Source organism: Pseudomonas sp. HMSC067G02 (assembly GCF_001813485.1).
Taxonomy (GTDB): Bacteria; Pseudomonadota; Gammaproteobacteria; order Pseudomonadales; family Pseudomonadaceae; genus Pseudomonas; species Pseudomonas aeruginosa.
The window spans coordinates 18,572-40,280 of the sequence record NZ_KV812671.1 but is presented as its reverse complement, the minus strand read 5'-3'; the positions used below and the strand labels follow the sequence as shown (position 1 = coordinate 40,280).

General features: G+C 66.6%; 18 protein-coding genes. 12 read left to right on the top strand and 6 right to left on the bottom strand.

Annotated elements, in window-relative coordinates:
• Window positions 1–169 precede the first annotated feature (169 nt).
• Entirely contained in the window at window positions 170–601 is a 432-nt protein-coding gene (locus tag HMPREF2914_RS13850; RefSeq protein WP_003110011.1) for a hypothetical protein, read from the top strand.
• A gap of 393 nt (window positions 602–994) precedes the next feature.
• Here HMPREF2914_RS13850 and HMPREF2914_RS13845 read toward each other — a convergent pair whose 3' ends face one another.
• The gene (locus HMPREF2914_RS13845; protein ID WP_023092598.1) at window positions 995–3,982 is read right to left on the bottom strand and encodes an autotransporter serine peptidase EprS; all 2,988 of its coding nucleotides are present in this window, start codon (window positions 3,980–3,982) and stop codon (window positions 995–997) included.
• A gap of 298 nt (window positions 3,983–4,280) precedes the next feature.
• Between HMPREF2914_RS13845 and HMPREF2914_RS13840 the strand changes: the two genes are divergently transcribed.
• The 3 genes from HMPREF2914_RS13840 to HMPREF2914_RS13830 all read left to right on the top strand — a co-directional run bounded on the left by HMPREF2914_RS13840 (window position 4,281) and on the right by HMPREF2914_RS13830 (window position 8,062).
• Window positions 4,281–6,389, top strand: coding sequence for a molybdopterin oxidoreductase family protein (locus HMPREF2914_RS13840; RefSeq protein ID WP_023092599.1), 2,109 nt, complete (start codon window positions 4,281–4,283; stop codon window positions 6,387–6,389).
• Between the two features lie 112 nt (window positions 6,390–6,501).
• Window positions 6,502–6,828, top strand: coding sequence for a Grx4 family monothiol glutaredoxin (grxD, locus tag HMPREF2914_RS13835; protein WP_003092082.1), 327 nt, complete (start codon window positions 6,502–6,504; stop codon window positions 6,826–6,828).
• 82 nt (window positions 6,829–6,910) lie between these two features.
• Window positions 6,911–8,062 carry an MFS transporter gene (locus tag HMPREF2914_RS13830; RefSeq protein ID WP_003104266.1) on the top strand — a complete coding sequence of 384 codons (1,152 nt, stop codon included), beginning with the start codon at window positions 6,911–6,913 and terminating at the stop codon, window positions 8,060–8,062.
• Window positions 8,063–8,129: 67 nt separating this feature from the next.
• Here HMPREF2914_RS13830 and bfrB read toward each other — a convergent pair whose 3' ends face one another.
• Together bfrB and HMPREF2914_RS13820 are read right to left on the bottom strand one after the other, a co-directional pair.
• On the bottom strand, window positions 8,130–8,606 hold the full coding sequence (gene bfrB / locus HMPREF2914_RS13825; RefSeq protein ID WP_003092078.1) for a bacterioferritin BfrB: 477 nt from the start codon (window positions 8,604–8,606) through the stop codon (window positions 8,130–8,132).
• 209 nt (window positions 8,607–8,815) lie between these two features.
• Window positions 8,816–9,037: a bacterioferritin-associated ferredoxin gene (locus HMPREF2914_RS13820; protein ID WP_003092075.1), complete on the bottom strand. Its 222-nt coding sequence runs from the start codon at window positions 9,035–9,037 to the stop codon at window positions 8,816–8,818.
• Window positions 9,038–9,295: 258 nt separating this feature from the next.
• Here HMPREF2914_RS13820 and HMPREF2914_RS13815 point away from each other — a divergent pair, with 258 nt between their 5' ends.
• On the top strand, window positions 9,296–9,898 hold the full coding sequence (locus HMPREF2914_RS13815; RefSeq protein ID WP_003092073.1) for a peroxiredoxin: 603 nt from the start codon (window positions 9,296–9,298) through the stop codon (window positions 9,896–9,898).
• Window positions 9,899–10,076: 178 nt separating this feature from the next.
• Here HMPREF2914_RS13815 and rnt read toward each other — a convergent pair whose 3' ends face one another.
• Window positions 10,077–10,751 (bottom strand): ribonuclease T, encoded by a 675-nt coding sequence (rnt, locus tag HMPREF2914_RS13810; protein ID WP_003092070.1) that lies wholly within the window; start codon window positions 10,749–10,751, stop codon window positions 10,077–10,079.
• Window positions 10,748–11,794 carry a dihydroorotase gene (pyrC, locus tag HMPREF2914_RS13805; protein ID WP_003138114.1) on the bottom strand — a complete coding sequence of 349 codons (1,047 nt, stop codon included), beginning with the start codon at window positions 11,792–11,794 and terminating at the stop codon, window positions 10,748–10,750. Before pyrC ends, rnt begins: the two co-directional genes overlap by 4 nt.
• 132 nt (window positions 11,795–11,926) lie before the next feature.
• On the opposite strand from pyrC, the gene motY reads away from it, so the two are divergent.
• Entirely contained in the window at window positions 11,927–12,892 is a 966-nt protein-coding gene (motY, locus tag HMPREF2914_RS13800) for a flagellar protein MotY (protein ID WP_021265136.1), read from the top strand.
• 117 nt (window positions 12,893–13,009) lie between these two features.
• A complete protein-coding gene (locus HMPREF2914_RS13795; protein ID WP_003092065.1) occupies window positions 13,010–14,227 on the top strand; it encodes an argininosuccinate synthase in 1,218 nt (405 codons plus the stop codon).
• 92 nt (window positions 14,228–14,319) lie between these two features.
• On the opposite strand, the gene gloA is transcribed toward HMPREF2914_RS13795, so the two are convergent.
• Window positions 14,320–14,706, bottom strand: coding sequence for a lactoylglutathione lyase (gene gloA, locus HMPREF2914_RS13790; protein ID WP_023092600.1), 387 nt, complete (start codon window positions 14,704–14,706; stop codon window positions 14,320–14,322).
• A 375-nt stretch (window positions 14,707–15,081) separates the two neighbouring features.
• On the opposite strand from gloA, the gene mexP reads away from it, so the two are divergent.
• From mexP to HMPREF2914_RS13770, 5 genes are all read left to right on the top strand, one after another.
• A complete protein-coding gene (gene mexP / locus HMPREF2914_RS13785; protein ID WP_003117521.1) occupies window positions 15,082–16,239 on the top strand; it encodes a multidrug efflux RND transporter periplasmic adaptor subunit MexP in 1,158 nt (385 codons plus the stop codon).
• Window positions 16,236–19,397: a multidrug efflux RND transporter permease subunit MexQ gene (gene mexQ / locus HMPREF2914_RS13780; RefSeq protein ID WP_003092062.1), complete on the top strand. Its 3,162-nt coding sequence runs from the start codon at window positions 16,236–16,238 to the stop codon at window positions 19,395–19,397. The genes mexP and mexQ overlap by 4 nt, the downstream gene beginning before the upstream one ends.
• Entirely contained in the window at window positions 19,394–20,869 is a 1,476-nt protein-coding gene (opmE, locus tag HMPREF2914_RS13775) for a multidrug efflux transporter outer membrane subunit OpmE (protein ID WP_023092601.1), read from the top strand. The genes mexQ and opmE overlap by 4 nt, the downstream gene beginning before the upstream one ends.
• 200 nt (window positions 20,870–21,069) lie before the next feature.
• A complete protein-coding gene (locus HMPREF2914_RS32375) occupies window positions 21,070–21,336 on the top strand; it encodes a hypothetical protein (protein ID WP_031691845.1) in 267 nt (88 codons plus the stop codon).
• 119 nt (window positions 21,337–21,455) lie between these two features.
• On the top strand, window positions 21,456–21,650 hold the full coding sequence (locus tag HMPREF2914_RS13770) for a heavy-metal-associated domain-containing protein (RefSeq protein ID WP_003453567.1): 195 nt from the start codon (window positions 21,456–21,458) through the stop codon (window positions 21,648–21,650).
• Window positions 21,651–21,709: the final 59 nt, after the last annotated feature.

Genomic DNA, 21,709 nt, shown 5'->3' with positions numbered 1-21,709 from the left:
GGAGGGGCTTGGAAGGCGCGGGTTACGGGGTTTTTCCCCGGTCTTCGCGGTTGTCCCGCCGCCAAAGTCCCGCCTCGTCGATCTATCGGTTGGGCGGGGCGACGCTTTATGCTGTGCGCGCCCGAATGCCTTCATGGAGGAGGCGGGTTTCGGACCAGGGAGGTCGAGCATGCACACGGGAGAAACACTCGCCGCCGCGCCGCCGGCACGGCCATTGCGCCAATCGCGGCTGGGCGGCCTGTCGCTGTTCCTCGCCCTGGCCGGGGTCGCCATCGCGCTGGTGGTGATGGCGCTGGCGCTCGGCGAGCGGATCGACCTCAGCGACGAGAACCATCTGCTCGGCCTGTTCGCCGCCTTGCTGGCGGTCTTCGCGGTATCGACCTGCGGCCTGGTGCTGGGCCTGGCCGGCCTGCTCAGGCGCAGCCGCAAGCGTCACCTGGCCCTGGCCGGCATCGTCCTCAACCTGTCGTGCCTGCTCTGGGGCTGGCATGCGCTGAGCACGGCGGCGGCCGCGATCCTGATGGTCCTGGGGCAAACCGGGTTGTCGTTCCTCAGCGCCCTGGCGGTGCTGTTCGGCATGATCTTCTTCCGCCAGGCCTGACCCGTTCCGCGACTATGCGCAGGCAGCCTGGGCGCCCGCCGTTCGGCCGCTCGTTCATCGAATGGCCGCATTGCGGACACTCGTCGCGGATTTGCAGGGGCAGGGGCTCAGCCGGGGAAGGAGGGCGCGAGAGGAGCAAAAGGTGAGCCCCGGAGGTGCGGATCTCCGGGGCTCGTGCGGCACGGTGGTGCGGGCACCGGGTCGCGATCAGCGCTGGAAGGGATAGTACAGCGCTGGATGGACAGTATAGCGCTATGCATTTCGCATGAATCCTTTAGTTAGGTCTTTTTCTCATATTTGCAGCGGTTTCGTGACCGAGGGCAATGAAGTGGCTTTTTCCCCTTGCCGCCCGCCGGAACCCATCCAACGGCTGGCATGCCCTCGTAACCGAAGTCAGAAACGCCAGTCGACGGCCAGTCCGACGCCATGGTCCTTCTCGCGGCTGCCCAGCAGGCCGTTGTAGCCCAGCCGCACGCTCACTTCGCGATTCACCGCGAGGCTGGCGTCGACGCCGAGCAGCGCGGCGTCGCGGGACAGGGCCACGCTTTCCACGCTGAATGGCTGGCTGCCGCTGGCGAACGCCAGGTGGCGTTGCGGGGTGGTGTCGCTCAGGTTGTGGCGCCAGCCGAGGGTGCTGGAGAGCGCCAGGCGGCGTTCGGCATCCAGCTCGAAATGCCGTTTCGCGCGTAGGCCCAGGGTGGTGAAGGCGGCGTCCAGGTTGTCGTCGCCACCCTCCAGGGCCGCGGCGCTACCGCGTTCGCGGAAGTCATCGCTGGCGACGTGCACGTAGGCCAGCCCGGCGAAGGGTTCCAGCTCCAGGCTGCGCCAGCCCAGCGCGTAGGCGGCCTCGGCGAACAACTGGCTGCTCTGTGCGTCGAGCTTGGCCTTCTGCTTGCCGGCCACGGCGCCGTATTGCAGGTCGCGCTTGACCTCGGCGCGGTGCCAGGCGTGCGCCGCGCCGAGGCTCAGGCGCCATTGCTGCAATTGCCGGCCGAGGTAGGCGCCGAGGTGGTAGCTGTCGATGCTGGCGGAGGATTGCAGGCTGCTGTCCATGTTCAGCGAGCTGTTGCTGTAGCCGGCCACCAGGCCGAGGCGCGTGTCGCTGGCGACCTGGCTGTCGACGCCGAGCAGGAAGCCGCCGACCGAATGCCGGTAGCCTTCGCTACCGTGGCTGCCATCGGCGCTCTTGCCCCAGGAGCCGAGCGCCTTGAACCAGCCTTCGGGAGCCTCCCCGCCGGCCTCGCCGTCGCTGGTCTGGCGCAGGCGTTCGCCGACGCTGTCGCGCAGATAGCGGCTGTCGTTGAGCAACAGGCCGGCGAGCGCCGGGTAGATTTCCCCGGACAATTGCTGGAAGGCCCGTTGGGCGGTTGCGGCGTTTTCCGACAGGAGCAGGCTTTCGTAGACCGGGTTGCCGGCGCCGAGCGCTTCCACGGCACCAGCGACCGCCGCCTGGTTGGGCGTCTGCGCGACGCTGGCGAGGGCCGTGCCGTTGCGTCCGATATCCAGGCGGATGGCGTTGGCCGCGTAGTCCAGGGTGCCGCCGAGGAACAGGTAGTTCGGCAATACCGCGTCGAAGCGCCCGTCGATGCCGCCGGCGGCGTCAAGGATGTCGTAGCGGCGGCCGACCAGGCTCTCGACCTGGGACTGGCTGAGCAGGTCGGGGCTGTTTTCCATGGCCAGGGTGACATTGCCGCCCGCGATGCTCGCCTTGCCGCTGGCGACGATCCGGTCGCTGGCGCTTTCCGAAAGCTCCACCGCGTAGGTCGAGCCGGATTCGAAGCGCAGGTCCCCGGCGACCTCCAGGGTGCCGATGGAGTTGCCCGCGGCCACCGTGCCGCCGGAGCGCGCCAGCAGGCCGCCGATCCTGCCGCTGCCGCCGAGGGTGCCGCCGGCATTGACTTCGACGGCGGACAGCAGCGAACCGTCGACGCTGAGCAGCCCGCCATCGACCAGGGTCGGCCCGCGATAGGTGCTGTCGCCGCTCAGGACCAGGCTGCCGGCACCGGCCTTGACCAGGCTGCCCTGGTACTGGCGCTGGGCGGCGGCCTGGTCGCGGGCCATGCCGATGGCATAGTCGGTGCGTTCCTGCTGGCTGGCGCCGGCCGGCAGGCCGTTTTCCCAGCCCTTGTCCTTCAGCGTCCGCTGCCAGGCCGCGTGCTCGGCGGCGTCCTCGGCCTGGCGCTGGAGCAGGGCGCTATCGGAAATCGGGTTGCTCCATTCGTCGCGCAGGCCGGCCGGAAGGTTGGCCTCGAAGCGGCCGAGCAATTGTCCAGGCCCATGCATCGCCCGACCGAGATCCGGCACGCCCCAGCCGACGGTGTCGGTGGGGGCGCCGGTCGGCGTGCCGTCGAGCTGGGTGGCGGTGGTCAGCAGAACCTGCAGCGCCTGCTCGTTGTTCAGGTACGGATAGCGCTGCATGACCAGGGCCAGCGCGCCGGTGGCGTGGGGCGCGGCCATCGAGGTACCGGACTTGTTGGCATAGCCGCCGCCGGGCATGGTGCTGTTGATCAGGCGGCCGGGCGTGGTGATGCACCAGTACTTGGCGATGCCGCAGCGGTTGTAGCGCTGGCCGTTCTGCTGGTCGAGGCCGGACACGGCCAGCCAGTGGCCTTCCAGGTCCGGCTGGAAGTAGGGCAGGGCGGAGCGCACGCTGGCGTTGGCGTAGCCGCTGTTGCCGGCGCTGAAGACGTTGATCACGCCCTGGCGGGAGACGCCGGCGGCGGCGTCCAGCCAGGTGGCGCGCCCGTAGTGCTGGGCATAGGCGGCGTGCAGGCCGTCGAGGGTCTCGTAGCTGACGTCCTTGGGCTGGCTGCCCCAACTGTTGTTGATCGCCCGCACCCCGGCGTCGGCCAGCGCCTGGTAGGCGGCCTTGAAATAGTTCGGGTCGGGCGTCGGGCCGAACAGGAAGCTGTCGTTCTGGTTGGTGTTGGCGACGTACACCTGTGCCGCGTAGGCCACCCCGTGCATGCCGACGCCGTCGCGCGAGGCGCCGAGGGTGCCGCCGACGTGGGTGCCGTGGGAGTCGTTGTTACCGTTCATCGCGCCGCTGACGCTGAACGGCGTGCCGTCGACATAGGTGCCGCTGGCCGTCACCGGCTGGTAGCGCGAGGCGGGGGTATCCGGATGGCTCGGGTCGAAACCGGAGTCCATCTCGCCGATCTTCACGCCCTGGCCGTCGATGCCGGCGGCATAGGCCTGGTCGGCCCGCATCCGTTCCAGGCCCCAGTCCTGCTGGTATTCGGCGGAGCGCCAACTGGCCGGATCGCCGGGCCGACCGGTTTCGACATAGGCGGCCGTGGCCGGCTGGGCGATCCAGGCGCCCAGCAGCAGGGCGGCTGACAACGAGGTGGGGCGAGGGCGGAAGGGGCGGGCGTCGGTCATGCGGTCTCCACGCTTTATTGGTCTTGTCGGACAGGGGCGGACTCGAAGAGACAAGGTTTAGCACCGGCTTTCGCCGCGCCGGAATTCCCAGGTGGATAGTTGACAGCCGGACAAACGGCACGCTTCCCCTCTACCGCGCCCATCGGCCAGCCTGATGCCTGGCGATTCAGCCGACTGACGCTGCTGGCGCGGCGGCGGAAGGCGCCGCATAGTGCCGATTCGACGACTAGACCGGTCGTCTGGTCCTCGCGTACGCGCCGGGCCGCGGCGGCCGGCGACGACAATGAAGAGGCGAGCCATGAGCAAGACCCTCCACTACCGTGCGTGCCATCTCTGCGAGGCCATCTGCGGGCTCGCCATCGAGACCGAGAGCGACGAGGGCGGCGTGCCGCGGATCCGCTCGATCAAGGGCGACCCGCAGGACAGCTTCAGCCGCGGCCATGTCTGTCCCAAGGCGGTGGCCCTGCAGGACATCCAGGACGACCCCGACCGCCTGCGCCAGCCGTTGCGCCGGGTCGGCAGCGAGTGGCAGCCGATCGGCTGGGACGAGGCCTTCGCGCTGGTGGCCAGCCGCCTCGGCGAGATCCGCGAGCGCCATGGCAACGATGCGGTGGCGGTCTACCAGGGCAATCCGAGCGTGCACAACTACGGCCTGATGACCCATAGCAACTACTTCCTCGGCCTGCTGAAAACGCGCAACCGCTTCTCCGCGACTTCCGTCGACCAGTTGCCGCATCACCTGGTCAGCCAGCAGATGTACGGCCATGGTTTGTTGATCCCGATCCCCGACATCGACCACACCGACTTCATGCTGGTGCTCGGCGGCAACCCGCTGGCGTCCAACGGCAGCATCATGACCGTGCCGGACGTGGAGAAGCGCCTGAAGGCGCTGAAGGCCCGCGGCGGCCGGCTGGTGGTGGTCGATCCCCGGCGCAGCGAGACCGCGGCTATCGCCGACCGGCACCTGTTCATTCGTCCCGGCCAGGATGCGGCGCTGTTGCTCGGGATACTCAACACCCTGTTCGAGGAGCACCTCGGTCGCCCCACGCCGCTGCCGGTCGACGGGCTGGAGCGGGTGCGCGAGGCGGTCGCGGTCTTCGACGCCGAGTCCATGAGCGTGCGCTGTGGCGTGCCGGCCGAAAGCATTCGCCAACTGGCGCGGGATTTCGCCGCCGCCGAACGGGCGGTCTGCTATGGCCGGATGGGCGTTTCCACCCAGGCCTTCGGCACGCTCTGCCAGTGGCTGGTGCAACTGATCAACCTGGTCACCGGCAACCTCGACCGGGTCGGTGGCGCGCTGTGCACCTCGCCGGCCCTGGACCTGGTGGCGAGTACCTCGGGTGGCCACTTCGGCCGTTGGCGCAGCCGCGTCTCGGGGCTGCCGGAATATGGCGGCGAACTGCCGGTGGCGGCATTGGCGGAAGAAATCCTCGGCGAAGGCGAGGGGCAGGTGCGCGCGCTGGTCACGGTAGCCGGCAACCCGGTGCTGTCCACGCCCAACGGAAGGCGGCTCGAACAGGCCCTGGACGGCCTGGAGTTCATGCTCAGCATCGACCTCTACATCAACGAGACGACCCGCTACGCCGATCTCATCCTGCCGCCCACCGCGCCGCTGGAGCACGATCACTACGACACCACCTTCAACGTCTTCGCCGTGCGTAACGTGACCCGTTTCAACGAGGCTGTGCTGCCGCGTCCCGAGGGTGCGCTGCACGACTGGGAGATCTTCGTCGGCCTGGCGCGGGCCTTCGCCGCGCGCAACGGCCTGGAGCTGAAACCGACCCTGGAGCCGCAGCAGATGATCGACCTCGGCCTGCGCGCTGGCGCCTACGGCGACCGTTCCGAGCACAGGCTGAGCCTGGCCACTCTGCGCGAACATCCCCACGGCATCGACCTCGGGCCGCTGCGGCCGAACCTGGCGCCGCGCCTGAAGACCGCCGACCAGCGCATCCAGGCCGCGCCGCCGCTGTTCGTCGACGACCTGCAACGTTTCGCCGCACAGCCACTGCCTGCGTCCGACCAGTTGCTGCTGATCGGACGACGCCACGTGCGCAGCAACAATTCCTGGATGCACAACTACCATCGCCTGGTGAAGGGCAAGCCGCGTCACCAGTTGCTGATGCACCCGCGGGACCTGGAGGGTCGCGGCCTGGTCGACGGGCAACGGGTGCGGGTGCGCTCGCGGGTCGGCAGCGTCGAGGTGGAGGTGGCGGCGAGCAGCGAGATGATGCCCGGGGTGGTCAGCCTGCCGCACGGCTGGGGCCACGCGCGGCCCGGCGTGCAACTGGCGATCGCCCGCGCCCAGGCCGGCGCCAGCGCCAACGACCTGACCGACGAGCGTCATCTCGACCTGCTGTCGGGCAACGCCGCGCTCAACGGCCTGCCGGTGGAGGTGGAAGCGGCCTGAGCGGGTCGACGGAACGCGAGAGTAAAGCCGAGCGTCGCGCTAGGCTTTCCGATACAATACCGGTCATTATTTGCCGAGTTACCGTGTCGAAACGTTCCTGTTGAGGTAAGCCATGGACATCATCGAAACCATTAAAGAGCAGATCGCCAACAACCCCATCCTGCTGTACATGAAGGGTTCGCCGAACGCCCCGCAGTGCGGTTTCTCCTCGCGCGCGGCCCAGGTGCTGATGGCCTGTGGCGAGAAGTTCGCCTACGTCGACATCCTGCAGAACCCGGAAATCCGCGCCAACCTGCCGAAGTACGCGAACTGGCCGACCTTCCCGCAGCTGTGGGTCAATGGCGAACTGGTCGGCGGCAGCGACATCCTCGCCGAGATGTTCGAGAAGGGCGAACTGCAGACCCTGGTCAAGGACGCGGCGGCCAAAGCCAACGCCTGATCCGCGCATCCGACGAAGAGCCCCGCCTTGTGCGGGGTTTCTTTTTTGTCCGGAGAAACCAGCAAGGAAACCGGGAGCCTCCATGTCGGAAGTCAATCCTCGCCAGGGTCGCCTGGCTTGCATCTATTTCTTCGCCATGGCCGGGCTGGTCATCGGCAACCTGATGGGACGCATCCCGGCGCTCAAGGAGCAGACCCAGCTGGACGAGCGCGCGCTCGGCCAGGCCCTGCTCGGCGTCGGGGTCGGCGCGCTCACGGCGTTCCCGTTGAGCGGTTTTCTGGTCCAGCGCATCGGCAGCCGCAGCGTAGTGATCGGCGGTTGCCTGATCATGCTGCTGGTGTTTCCGCTGCTCGGCCTGAGCCAGGGCTGGTGGCAACTGGCCCTGGCCTTCTACGTGCTGGGCGTGAGCTTCGCCGGGATGGACGTGGCGATGAACATCCAGGCGGTGGATGTCGAGCGCCTGCTCGGCAAGCCCTGCATGTCCATGCTGCATGGCATGTACAGCCTCGGCTGCCTGGTCGGTGCGTTGAGCGCCGCGGCCCTGGCCGGACTGACGCCGTTCTGGCATTTCCTCATTCTCACCGCACTCGGCCTGCTGAGCCTGCCATTCTTCGTACGCGCGTTGCTTCCGCCGGACCCGAGCAAGGCGGGCGCGCGCAAGGGCGGCGGCTTCACCTTGCCGCCGCGGGCCTTGCTCGGCCTGGGCCTGCTGATTCTCTGCGCGTTCGTTTCCGAGGGCGGCGTGGCTGACTGGAGCGCGCTGTTCCTGCACAGCGTTCTGGATGCTTCCGAGCGGGTGGCGGCGCTGGGCTTCGCGGCGTTTTCCGCGGCGATGGTGGTGGGGCGCCTGTTCGGCGACCGCCTGCGCGGACGCATCGACGATGCGCCATTGCTGCGCGGCCTGGGTTCGCTGGCCACGCTGGGCATGCTGGTGGCGCTGTTCAGCCCCTGGCCGGCACTGAGCATCGCCGGTTTCGGGGTGGTTGGCCTGGGACTGTCGGTGATGGTGCCGATCGTGATCAGCGCTGCTGGCAACCAGCCGGGCATCGATCCGGTGATCGGGGTCGCCGCCGTCTCTACCGTGGGGTATGGCGGACTGCTGATGGGTCCGCCGCTGATCGGCCTGCTGGCCCACGAGATCGGCCTGCGCTGGGCATTGCTGGTACTGGTCGGTCTTTGCCTGTTGCTGGCCCTGCGCGCCGATCTGGTCCGGCGCAGGCCGCGCAGCGCCTGAGGCTTTCTGGCGGGCAAGAAAAAAGCGCCGACGGGGCAGGCCGCCGGCGCTTCGTCGTGGTTCCCGATCAGTCGTCTTCGTGCATGTGCGACTGCAGGTAGTTCTCCAGGCCGACTTTCTGGATCAGGCCCAGTTGGGTCTCCAGGTAGTCGATGTGCTCTTCTTCCGACTCCAGGATGTCCTTCAGCAGGTCGCGGCTGACGTAGTCGTGCACCTGTTCGCAATGCACGATGGCTTCGCGCAGGTCCTTGGTCGCCTTCAGCTCCAGGTTCAGGTCGCACTGCAGCATTTCCTGGGTGTTCTCGCCGATCAGCAGCTTGCCGAGGTCCTGCAGGTTGGGCAGGCCTTCGAGGAAGAGGATGCGCTCGATGAGCTTGTCGGCATGCTTCATCTCGTCGATCGACTCGTGGTACTCATGGGCGCCGAGGCGCTTCAGGCCCCAGTCGTTCCACATGCGCGAGTGGAGGAAGTACTGGTTGATCGCGATCAGCTCGTTGCCGAGGATCTTGTTGAGGTGCTGGATGACTTTCTTGTCGCCTTTCATGCCGAATCCTGCCGTCGTAGTGGGTGTGATTCGCCAAGTTTGGCCGCGACGAAGCAGGGTGTCAAACCTAAGTTATTGAAATATAAGGGAAAAAGAATATGAATACGAATGTTTTCTTTCCGCGTTCTGCCGCTAAGTCATTGAATTGAAGGCATAAAAAAACCGGGCGCCAGGCCCGGTTCTTCTGAAAGAGGGATAAAAAATATTTTTCAGGCAGCGACGAACGCCGTAGTCCCGAACGCCGGTACCGGCTGGGCACTCTGCAGGTCGTTGAGGGTTTCGCGTACCACCTGCTTGGCCAGGCATGCGCACTTGCCGCACTGGGTACCGACGCCGGTGGCTTCGCGAACCTCACGATAGCTGCAGCAGCCTTCGTAGATGGCATCGCGGATCTGGTTGTCGGTAACACCTTGGCAGAGGCAGACGTACATGGCGATCTGGCTACTGGGAAGTTGAGTTGGAAAAGATACTAATAATAATGAGAATGATTGTCAAAGTTCCCTGGAGCGTTTTAGTCGGGTTTTTTTCGCCCCCCGACAAATGGCTTTGTCGGACAAAGACTTAGCGCCGGCTGGGGCGGGGTGTATGATGGTTGTTTCCCGGGAACGGCGCCCCTGCCATCGAGGCTTCGCGAGGAGCCGGCAGGCTGCGGTGCCGTCCTTCAACCTTCCGCTTAAAGGAGACATGGAATGAGCGTACTCGTAGGTAAGAAAGCGCCTGACTTCAACGTTGCCGCGGTACTGGGCAATGGCGAGATCGTCGAGAGCTTCACCCTGTCCGAGGCCATCAAGGGCAAGTACGGCCTGGTGTTCTTCTATCCGCTGGACTTCACCTTCGTCTGCCCGTCCGAGCTGATCGCCCTGGACCACCGCATCCCGGAATTCCAGGCGCGCAACGTCGAGGTGATCGGCGTTTCCATCGACTCCCACTTCACCCACAACGCCTGGCGCAACACCCCGGTGGACAAGGGCGGCATCGGTGCCGTCAAGTACACCCTGGCGGCCGACACCAAGCACGAGATCGCCAAGGCCTATGACGTCGAGTCCGACGGTGGCGTGGCCTTCCGTGGCGCGTTCCTGATCGACAAGGAAGGCGTTGTGCGCTCGCAGATCGTCAACGACCTGCCGCTGGGCCGCAACATGGACGAGCTGCTGCGTCTGGTCGATGCCCTGCAGTTCCATGAGGAGCACGGTGAAGTCTGCCCGGCCAACTGGAAGAAGGGCGACAAGGGCATGACCGCATCGCCCGAAGGCGTGGCCAAGTACCTGGCCGAGAACGCCAGCAAGCTGTAAGAAGAGCCTGCTTCGCGCGTTGGAAAAAAGCCCCGCTTCGGCGGGGCTTTTTCATGGGTTCGCGGGGGCCGGCAGCCCCATCCCAGGTCACGCGCCTCGCTCCGAAGAGGGGAGATTGCCTGACCGGTCGCGTAGGACGGATAACGTCCTGGCGTTATCCGCCTAAGTGGGCCGAAGCTCAGTCGTCGTCATCCATCCAGCCGCCCATTTCCTTCCAGCGGTTGACGATGCCGCAGAACAGCTCGGCGGTCTTCTCGGTGTCGTAGCGTGCCGAGTGCGCCTCGCGGTTGTCGAACTCCATGCCGGCGGCCTGGCAGGCCTTGGCCAGGACCGTCTGGCCGTAGGCGAGGCCAGCCAGGGTGGCGGTGTCGAAGCTGGAGAAGGGATGGAACGGATTGCGCTTGATCCCGGTACGCGCCACCGCGGCATTGAGGAAACCGAGGTCGAAGCTGCTGTTGTGGCCGACCAGGATCGCCCGCTTGCAGCCATTGGCCTTCAGCGCCTTGCGGATGCCGCGGAAAATCTCGGTGAGTGCCGCTTCCTCCTGCACCGCCATGCGCAGCGGGTGGTCAAGCTTGATGCCGGTGAATTCCAGTGCGGCCGGCTCGATGTTGGCGCCTTCGAAGGGCTCGATGCGGAAGAAGTAGGTGTGTTCCGGGAACAGGAAGCCTTTCTCGTCCATGCCGACAGTGGTCGCGGCGATTTCCAGCAGCGCGTCGGTGGCCGAGTTGAAGCCGCCGGTCTCGACGTCCACCACTACCGGCAGGTAGCCGCGGAAGCGGCGCGCCATCGGATGGCGCGGGCCGCTGGGGAGGCTGCCGTCGAATTCGTCGTCGAAGTTGTCTTCGCTCATGCCCCGGCCTCCAGCAGTTTCCAGCGGAGTGTCTCGCCGGCGCGCAGCGGTACCACGTCGAAGTCGCCGAAGGGGAGGCTGGCGGGCGCCTGCCACTCCTCGCGGACCAGGGTGATCCGGTCGGTGTTGCGCGGCAGGCCATAGAAATCCGGGCCATGCAGGCTGGCGAAGCCTTCCAGCTTGTCCAGCGCATTGCGCTGTTCGAAGGCCTCGGCATACAGCTCGATGGCGGCGTAGGCGCTGTAGCAGCCGGCGCAACCGCAGGCGGTTTCCTTGGCGTGGCGGGCGTGCGGCGCCGAGTCGGTGCCGAGGAAGAATTTCGGGTTGCCGCTCACCGCGGCGTCCAGCAGGGCTTCCTGGTGGGTGTTGCGCTTGAGGATCGGCAGGCAATAGAAATGCGGGCGGATACCGCCGACCAGCATGTGGTTGCGGTTGTACAGCAGGTGATGGGCGGTAATGGTCGCGCCGACGTTGGCCGGGGCTTCCCGGACGAACTGGGCGGCGTCGCCGGTGGTGATGTGCTCGAAGACCACTTTCAGGGTCGGGAAGCGCTCGACCACCCGGCGCAGGTGCTCGTCGATGAACTGCTTCTCGCGATCGAATACGTCGACCTCGGCGCGGGTCACCTCGCCATGCACCAGCAGTGGCATGCCGACCTCGGCCATCGCCTCGAGCGCTTCGAAGATATTGTCGATGCGGGTCACGCCAGAGTCCGAGTTGGTGGTGGCGCCTGCCGGATAGAGCTTGGCGGCATGCACGAAGCCGCTGGCCTTGGCGGTACGGATTTCCTCGGCGCTGGTGCGGTCGGTGAGGTACAGCACCATCAGCGGCTCGAAGCGGCTGGCGGCGGGACGGGCGGCGAGGATGCGCTGCCGGTAGGCGTCGGCTTCGGCGGCGTTGCGCACCGGCGGCACCAGGTTCGGCATGACGATGGCGCGGCCGAAGGTGCGGGCGGCGTCGCCGACGGTATTGGCCAGCGCGGCACCGTCACGCAGGTGAATGTGCCAGTCGTCGGGGCGCAGGAGGGTGAGACGGTCGGACATGGGGCTTCCAGGACGGGATTTCGTGGGGGGAAATGCTACCGGAAAAGGGGGGGCGGGGCACTCGCTATCAAGTTTTGTCCGGGCCGTCCGATACATCCTTCGTATTTGGACGCTTTCCCGGAGCCCGCCGTCGTGCAGCCGCGCCTTCTTCTATTGCCTTTCCTGCTCAGCAGCCTGCCGGCACTGGCGGTGACCTTCCAGACGCGGCTGGAGAGCGTCGAGTGGAAGGTCGAAGGCGACCAGTTCGAATGCCGCCTGTCGCAGCCGGTGGCGAATTTCGGGGTCGGCGAGTTCGTCCGGCGTGCCGGCGAGCAGGCGACCTTCCGCCTGAAGCCCGAGGCCCAGTGGCTGGGGCGCGGGTCGGCGACCCTGCTGGCTGCCGCGCCGCCCTGGCGACCGGGACAGGGCGACATCAACCTTGGCCAGGTCAGCATCGGTAGCGGCGAGGTGCCGTTCAACAGCAACCAGCAACAGGCCGGTCGGTTGCTCACCGGCCTGCTCGAGGGGCGCAGCCCGCTGGTCCGCCATCGCACCTGGCAGGGCGATCGCCTGGAGGTGCGCCTGCTGCCGGCGCGCTTCGCCAGCGTCTACAGCCAGTACCAGGCCTGCATCGCCAAGCTGCTGCCGGTGAACTTCGAGCAGGTCAAGCTGGCCCAGGTCGGCTTCCCCGACGGCGGCACGGCGCTGAACGACGTGGCGCGAGCCAAGCTGGACATCATCCTGCAACTGCTCAAGGCCGATCCGAGCATCAACCGGATCGAACTCGACGGGCACTCCGACAACAGCGGCAACCGCCTGACCAACCGCGACCTGTCGCGCCGCCGCGCGCTGGCGGTGCAGGAGTACCTGAAGAGCAACGGGGTGCCGGAAAGCCAGATCAACGTGCGCTTCTACGGCGAGCGCTACCCGCTGGTGGCCAACAACAGCGCCGCCAACCGTGCGCGCAACCGCCGGGTCACCGTGCACCTGTCGCGCGAGGCGGTGGTCGAGCCGGCGACGGAAGCGCCGAAGGCCGAGGACAAGCCGGCGCCGCCCGCGGCAGAACCTGCCGCACCGAAGCCTCCAGCCGCCTCGCTTCAGGGAAAACCCACGGTTTGAGTCGCGCAAACGATAGAATCTGTCGCTTTTGCGTCTAAAGCTGTCGCCCCTCTGTAATTTCCCGAATGCCCTGCGTAGAATTGTCGCTTTTCGTGACGACCCCCGTGGAGTGATGGCATGGCGGATGTGAAGAAGGTAGTCCTGGCGTATTCCGGCGGCCTGGATACCTCGGTAATTCTGAAGTGGTTGCAAGATACCTATAACTGCGAAGTGGTGACCTTCACCGCCGACCTCGGCCAGGGCGAGGAAGTCGAACCGGCTCGCGCCAAGGCCCGCGCGATGGGCGTCAAGGAAATCTACATCGACGACCTGCGCGAAGAATTCGTCCGCGACTTCGTCTACCCGATGTTCCGCGCCAACACCGTCTACGAAGGCGAGTACCTGCTGGGCACTTCCATCGCTCGTCCGCTGATCGCCAAGCGCCTGATCGAGATCGCCAACGAGACCGGCGCCGACGCCATCTCCCACGGCGCCACCGGCAAGGGCAACGACCAGGTCCGCTTCGAGCTGGGCGCCTACGCGCTGAAGCCTGGCGTCAAGGTGATCGCGCCCTGGCGCGAGTGGGACCTGCTGTCCCGCGAGAAGCTGATGGACTATGCCGAGAAGCACGGCATCCCGATCGAGCGCCACGGCAAGAAGAAGTCGCCGTACTCGATGGACGCCAACCTCCTGCATATCTCCTACGAAGGCGGCGTGCTGGAAGATACCTGGACCGAGCACGAAGAAGACATGTGGAAGTGGACCGCTTCCCCGGAAAACGCGCCGGACACCCCGACCTACATCGAGCTGACCTACCGCAAGGGCGACATCGTCGCCATCGACGGCAAGGACATGACCCCGGCCGAGGTGCTCACCGAGCTGAACCGCGTCGGCGGGATCAACGGCATCGGCCGCCTCGACATCGTCGAGAACCGCTATGTCGGCATGAAGTCCCGTGGCTGCTACGAGACCCCCGGCGGCACCATCATGCTCAAGGCCCACCGCGCCATCGAGTCGATCACCCTGGACCGCGAAGTGGCCCACCTGAAAGACGAGCTGATGCCCAAGTACGCCAGCCTGATCTACACCGGCTACTGGTGGAGCCCGGAGCGCCTGATGCTGCAGCAGATGATCGACGCCTCGCAGGTCAACGTGAACGGCGTAGTGCGCCTGAAGCTGTACAAGGGCAACGTTGTGGTGGTGGGCCGCAAGTCCGACGACTCGCTGTTCGACGCCAACATCGCGACCTTCGAGGAAGACGGCGGCGCCTACAACCAGGCCGATGCCGCGGGCTTCATCAAGCTCAACGCGCTGCGCATGCGCATCGCCGCGAACAAGGGCCGCACGCTGTCCTGATCGATGCGCGCCGCCTGCGATGGAACGAAGAACCCCCGGCCATGAGCCGGGGTTCTTCGTTACGGATTGCTGAAAGCGATAGCCGGGGCCGTTCAGGAAGACTTCTGGATCAGTTCGATCTTGTAGCCGTCCGGGTCGGTCACGAAGGCGATCACGGTGGTGCCGTGCTTCATCGGCCCGGCTTCGCGGGTGACCTGGCCGCCGTTGTTGCGGATGTCGTCGCAGGCCTGGTAGGCGTCGTCGACCTCGATGGCGATATGGCCGTAGCCGGTGCCGATCTCGTAGGCATCCACGCCCCAGTTGTGGGTAAACTCGATCACCGCGGAATCCGCCTCGTTGCCATAGCCGACGAAGGCGAGGGTGAACTGGCCGTCGGGATAGTCGTTCTTCCTGAGCAGGGTCATGCCTAGCACCCGGGTATAGAAATCGATCGAGCGATCGATGTTTCCGACCCGGATCATGGTATGGAGAATGCGCATTTTCAGTGCCTCGAGCTTCACGGTCAAAGGCGGATTTTACCATGCGGCCGGCAACCGGCTGCGAGATCGGGATCGTCCCCGTCCCGGCGACCGGCCCTTTGCCGGACTTCCCTTCCTACAGGGTTTTTCGCCTCTTCCCTGAGCTGGCCGTCGATAGCCGGTCGGCCTGCCTCCGCCACCCTCCCGGGCTGCCCGCTGCGTCTCCGAGCGTGCCAGGTGTCCCGCCTCCGGTGAGCTGCCGAAAGCTCGCTGCGCCTTCGCCATGAGGACGGAAAAAGGGGGGTTGACCTTACCAAGGTGTCAAGGTCGATAACCGGCCACGGAAGCGGTTTCGTCCAGCCAGGCCATGCAGGCTCAGACCAGGAAGGCATAACAATGAATCTCAGACACTTCATCCGCATCACCGCGACGCTAGGCGTCGCGGCCCTTATCGCTGGCTGCGGGGAATCGGCGCCGCCCGGGGCGGCGAGCGCCCCGCCAAGCGTTCCCGTCGCCGAGGTGGTGGTTCGCCCGGTGACACCCTACGCCGAGTTCACCGGCTCGCTGACCGCTGTCGAGCAGGTAGAACTGCGGCCGCGCGTCGCCGGCTACATCCAGGACGTTACGGTGCCGGAAGGCCGCCTGGTAGAGAAGGGCCAGCAACTGTTCCTCATCGACCCGCGCGTGTTCAAGGCGGCGCAGGATGCCGCCAGGGCACGCCTGCGCGAGGCCGAGGCCGCGGCGTTGCTGGCGCGCACCGAACACGAGCGAGCCGAGCTGCTGTATGCGCGGAAGGTCGTCGCCCGGGAGCGGCTCGACAGCGCCATCGCCTCGCGCAATGCCAGCAAGGCCCAGGTCGATGCGGCCAGGGCCGCCCTCGACGCGGCGCAACTGGATCTCGGCTTCACGCGGGTCACGGCACCGATCGGCGGGCGTGTCGGGCATATCCAGGTCACCGAGGGCAACTACGTCACCAATGGCGTCACCGCGCTGACCAGCATCGTCTCGGTCGATCCGCTGTACGTGTACTTCGATGTCGACGAGCGCACCTACCTGCAGGCCCTGGCGCCGACCCGCGGCAGGGAGGGCGAGCAGGCCCCCAGGGTCAAGGTGGCGTTGCTCACCGACGAGTCCTATGGACGAAGCAGTCGCCTCGATTTCCTCGCCAATGCCGCCGACCGCGGGACCGGCACGGTCCGGGTTCGGGCGGTGGTCGACAACCCGGACGGGCAACTGACGCCGGGGCTGTTCGCCAAGGTCAGGCTGGAGACCGGCAAGCCTCGCGAGCAGGTGCTGGTCGCCGACCATTCCATCGGCACCGACCAGGGCCGGCGCTATGTGCTGGTCGTCGACGAAGGCAACAAGACCCAGTACCGGCCGGTGGAACTCGGGCCGATGGTCGACGGCCTGCGGGTCGTCCGCCAGGGCCTGCAGCCGGGCGAGCGCATCGTCGTCAAGGGCCTGGTGCGGCCGGACATGCAGATCACGCCGCTCCTTGCGGAAATCGATGGCACGCCCGTCGACCTGTCGAAGACCGTGGGGGCCGCACAATGACATTCCCACGCTTCTTCATCGATAGGCCGATCTTCGCCATCGTTCTTTCGGTGCTGATGATGATCGGAGGCATCGTTTCGTTCTTCCAGTTGCCGCTGAGCGAATACCCGGCGGTGACGCCGCCGACCGTGCAGGTGACCACCGCCTATCCCGGCGCCAACCCCGACGTGATCGCGCAGACGGTGGCGACGCCGCTGGAGCAGGCGATCACCGGGGTCGAGGGGATGCTGTACATGTCCTCGCAGTCGGCCACCGACGGGCGAATGATCCTGACCATCACCTTCGACCAGCACATCGATCCCGACATGGCCCAGATCCAGGTGCAGAACCGGGTCTCGCGGGTGCTCTCGCGCCTGCCCGACGAGGTGCAGCGGCAGGGCGTGGTCACCCAGAAGACCTCGCCGGACATCCTCATGGTGGTGCACCTGCTGTCGCCAGAGCAACGCTACGACCCGCTGTACATCTCGAACTACGCCTACCTCCAGGTGCGCGACGAACTGCTGCGCCTGCCGGGGATCAGCGATGTGGTGGTGTGGGGCGCCGGCGAGTACAGCATGCGCCTGTGGCTCGACCCCGACCTGATCGCCGCGCGCGGACTGACGGCGGGCGAGGTGATCGCCGCGGTACGCGAACAGAACGTCCAGGTGGCGGCCGGCGCCGTCGGCCAGGCGCCGGACTCCACCGCGGCCTTCCAGGTCACGGTGAATACCCTCGGGCGCCTGAGCGACGAAGAGCAGTTCGGCGACATCATCGTCCGCACCGGCGCCGACGGCCAGGTGACGCGCCTGCGCGACGTCGCGCGGATCGAGATGGGCGGCGATGCCTATGCGCTGCGCAGCCTGCTGGACGGCGAGCCGGCGGTGGCCTTGCAGATCGTCCAGAGCCCCGGAGCCAACGCGCTGGATACCGCCGAGGCGGTGCGTGCCACCGTGGCGAGGCTCGAAGGCAACTTCCCGGCCGGCCTGAGCGCGCGCATCGCCTACGACCCGACGGTGTTCGTCCGCGCTTCGTTGCAGACCGTGGCCACCACCCTGCTGGAGGCGATCCTGCTGGTCGTGGTGGTGGTGGTGCTGTTCCTGCGTAGCTGGCGTGCTTCGCTGATTCCGCTGATGGCCGTGCCGGTCTCGCTGGTCGGCACCTTCGCCATCATGCATCTGATGGGTTTCTCGCTGAATACCCTGTCGCTGTTCGGCCTGGTGCTGTCGATCGGCATCGTCGTCGATGACGCCATCGTGGTGGTGGAAAACGTCGAGCGCCACATCGAGAACGGCGAGCCGCCGCTCCAGGCCGCGCGGCGTGCGATGGATGAGGTCACCGGACCGATCATGGCGATCACCTCGGTGCTGGCGGCAGTGTTCATCCCAACGGCCTTTCTCAGTGGCCTGCAGGGCGAGTTCTATCGTCAGTTCGCCCTGACCATCGCCATCTCCACCATCCTGTCGGCGCTCAACTCGCTGACCCTCAGCCCGGCCCTGGCGGGCCTGCTGTTGCGTCCGCGGCCGGCCGGAGATGCGGTGGCGGGGCGCTTCCAGCGACTGCTCCAGGTCCTCGGCCGACCGTTGCGAAATGCCCCCGAGGCCTACGGCAACGCGGTGCGCAAGGTGGTGCGGGTGAGCGGCCTGGCCCTGGTGGTGTATGGGGGCCTGCTTGGCCTGACCTGGGTCGGTTTCCAGGCGGTGCCACCGGGCTTCGTGCCGATGCAGGACAAGTACTATCTGGTCGGCATCGCCCAGTTGCCGAACGGAGCGTCGCTGGAGCGTACCGATGCGGTGGTCAGGCAGATGTCCCGGATCGGCCTCGACGAGCCGGGGGTGGAGAGCGTCGTGGCCTTCCCGGGCCTGTCGGTGAACGGCTTCGTCAACGTGCCGAACGCCGCGGTCATGTTCTTCATGCTCGACCCGTTCGAATCGCGCACCTCCGCCGATCTCGGCGCGCTGGCCATCGCCGGGCGCCTGCAAGCCAAGTTCGCCAGCATTCCCGACGGCTTCCTCGGGGTCTTCCCACCGCCGCCGGTACCGGGGCTGGGAACCATCGGCGGCTTCAAGATGCAGGTCGAGGATCGCGGCGGCGCCGGGCTGGAAGCCCTGGCCAGGCAGACCCAGGTGCTGATGATGAAGGCCACTGAGTCCGGCCAGCTCGGGGGCTTGATGACCAGCTTCGATATCAATGCCCCGCAGCTCGAGGTGGTGGTCGACCGCACCAAGGTGAAGAGCCAGGGCGTTCGCCTGGCCGATGTGTTCGAGGCATTGCAGGTCTACCTCGGCTCGCTGTACATCAACGACTTCAACCGCTTCGGGCGCACCTACAAGGTCACTGCCCAGGCCGATGCGCCGCACCGCATGCAGGCCGAAGCCATCGGGCGCCTGCAGGTACGCAATGCCGCCGGGGCGATGTTGCCGCTGTCCTCGTTCGTCACCGTGACGCCCAGCTCCGGTCCCGACCGGGTGATCCACTACAACGGCTATCCGTCGGCCGATATCAGCGGCGGCGCGCTTCCCGGCGTCAGTTCGGGACAGGCGGTGGCGTTGATGGAGCGCCTGGCCGGCGAAGTGCTGCCCGAGGGCATGACCTTCGAATGGACCGACCTGACCTACCAGCAGAAGCTGGCCGGTAACAGCGCGCTGTTCATCTTCCCGCTGTGCGTGCTGCTGGCCTACCTGATCCTCGCCGCGCAGTACAACAGCTGGCTGTTGCCGCTGGCGGTCCTGCTGATCGTGCCGATGTGCCTGCTCAGCGCGATCGCCGGGGTGTGGCTGGTGGGCGGCGACAACAACGTGTTCGTCCAGATCGGGCTGGTGGTGCTGGTCGGCCTGGCGGCGAAGAACGCGATCCTGATCGTCGAGTTCGCCCGCACGCTGGAGGCCGAGGGCGCCCGTGCGCTGGAGGCGGTGGTCGAGGCTTGCCGCCTGCGCCTGCGGCCGATCCTGATGACCTCGCTGGCGTTCATCGCCGGCGTGGTGCCGTTGGTCATGGCCAGCGGCGCCGGAGCGGAAATGCGCCAGGCCATGGGCGTCGCGGTATTCGCCGGGATGCTCGGGGTGACGCTGTTCGGCCTGTTCCTCACGCCAGTGTTCTACGTACTGGTACGGGCACTGGCGGCGCGCCTGGAGCGACGCGCCGGCGGCAGCCTGGCGCATCTGGAGGGAGGCCGCCCATGAAGCCATACCTGCGGTCTTCGTTGAGCGCGCTGATCCTGCTGGGCGGCTGTGCCGCGGTGGGGCCCGACTATGCGCCGCCGAGCGCGTCCGCACCGGCCAGCTTCGGCGCGATGCCGGCGGGTATCGATGGCGGTGGCGTGGAGATCGAGTGGTGGCGCGGGTTCGACGAGCCAGCCCTGGAGTCTCTGATCCAGCGGGCGCTCGCGGCGAACCTCGACATCGCCCTTGCCGGCGCGCGCCTGGACGAAGCGAAGGCGCTGCTGCGCGAGAACCGCGAAGAGTTCCTGCCGCGCGGCGGGCCGGCGTTCGATTACCAGGCCCGGCGGCGCGGCGAGGTGGAAACACCGGCCGGCCAGCAGCGCGACATCGAGACCTATCGCGGCGCGCTGGATGCTTCCTGGGAAATCGACCTGTTCGGCCGGGTGCGGCGCTCGGTGGAGGCCGCCGAGGCGCAGGCGGGTTCGCGCGAGGCCCTGCTGCGCAACGTGCAGGCGAGCGTCGCGGCTACGGTTGCCATGACCTGGTTCCAGCTACAGGGCATCGAGGCCGAACTTGCGGTGGTCCATGACATCGCCGGCAACCAGCGCGACAGCCTGGAGATGGTCGAACGCCTGGTCAGCGCCGGCTCCGCCCACGAGTTCGACCGGTTGCGCGCCGAAGCGTTATTGCACAACGTCGAGGCGGCCGTGCCCGACCTCGAACGGCGCCGCGCCGCCACTCGCAATGCGCTGGCCGTTCTCCTCGCGGAAGCCCCGCAGGCCTTCAGCCCGCCGGTCGCCCGCGCCTCCGGGGAAAGGCTGACGCTCCGCACCCTCGGGGTCGGCGACCCGGCGGGACTGCTGGCGCGTCGCGCCGACATCGCCGCGGCCGAACGCAACCTGGCGGCCGCGACCGCACGCATCGGCGTCGAGACCGCGGGGCTGTATCCGCAGGTCGAGGTACGCGGCTCGATCGGCCTGGTCGCCGGCAATCTCGATGCTTTGGACGAGAGTGGTACGTCCTTCAACGTCCTGAACCCGGTGATTCGCTGGGCGTTACTCGACCGCGGTCGCGTGCGGGCGCGGATCGCCGCCAGCGAAGCCCGTGCGCAGGAGGCATTGATCCTCTACGACCGGACGGTACTGCGCGCCCTGCAGGAGACCGATGATGCCTTCAACGGCTATGGCGCTGCCGCTGACAGGCTCCGCCTGCGCCTGCTCGAGGCGACGGCCAATCGCGAGGCGGCGCGCCTGGCCCGGGAGCGCTTCGTCCAGGGGGACGGCGAGTACCTGGACGTGCTCGCGGCGGAACGCTCGGACTACCTCAGCCGGCGCGCATTGAGCATCGCGCGCACCGAGCAGCGCCTTGCCGTCGTGGGTATCTACAAGGCGCTGGGGGGTGGCTGGGAAGCCTGCGCGGGGGCGCGGCGCTGTGGCGTGGCTACCGACGATACCTCTCCAGGCGTGGCACGGCAGCGCGACAGTCGCTCCTGATCAGCCGCCGGCGGCTTCCGGCCGCCGGCCTTCGCTCGACTGCCTGGGTCGAGGGCCGTGCGGCGCGTCCTCCGGTTATTTGGCGAACCCCGGGAGTACGGATTGCCTGGCGCGGATCGCTCGTCCCTGTCCGCCTTATCGATAAGTCGGTTCCGAACTCTTTTCGGTAGTTCATTCAGATGGATGAGTGAAGAGGGCAGATGGAAAGTATCTGCTCGGGACTTCAATGTTCAGAAGAGTGGGGAAGCATTACTTTCTCACTGTTCTTCAGGTACGTTCCGGCTGCCCGCCGTTTCTTATTGAACGAAGTCACTCCTGTGCCTCTGCGCTCGCGCCGCACGGAGAATATCGTCGAGAGGTTCTTCAATGGTGAGTGGAGCTGGCTGACGCGGTATCTCGGTTGTCTGGCGGAGTTGTTCTATATGTTCGAACTTGGCTTTGCTCGTTGTTTTAAGTTTGCGGAATAACCTCTGGAACTATTCATATGAATTTTTGAAAGTTTGGTTTACCTGAGAGATTTATGAGTTGACCTTGTCACGATGGCAGGACTCATGGTTCGCAGGAGTCAACAAACCAGGAGGTTGCGATGTTTTCTTTCCATATTCCGAACATGACCTGCGGCGGTTGTGCCAAGACTGTCACCCGTATCCTGCACGGCGTCGATCCCCAGGCGCGCGTAGAGACCGATCCCCCTCGGCGCGAGGCCAGGGTCGAGAGCACTCTGGACAAGCACGCATTCCTCGAGGCGTTGAGCGATGCCGGTTATCCGGAGGGCCGTTGAGTGCATGGGCATGACGCAGGCGTAAGGGCGGATAGTAGCGTTTCGCCCAGTGCCGGCAA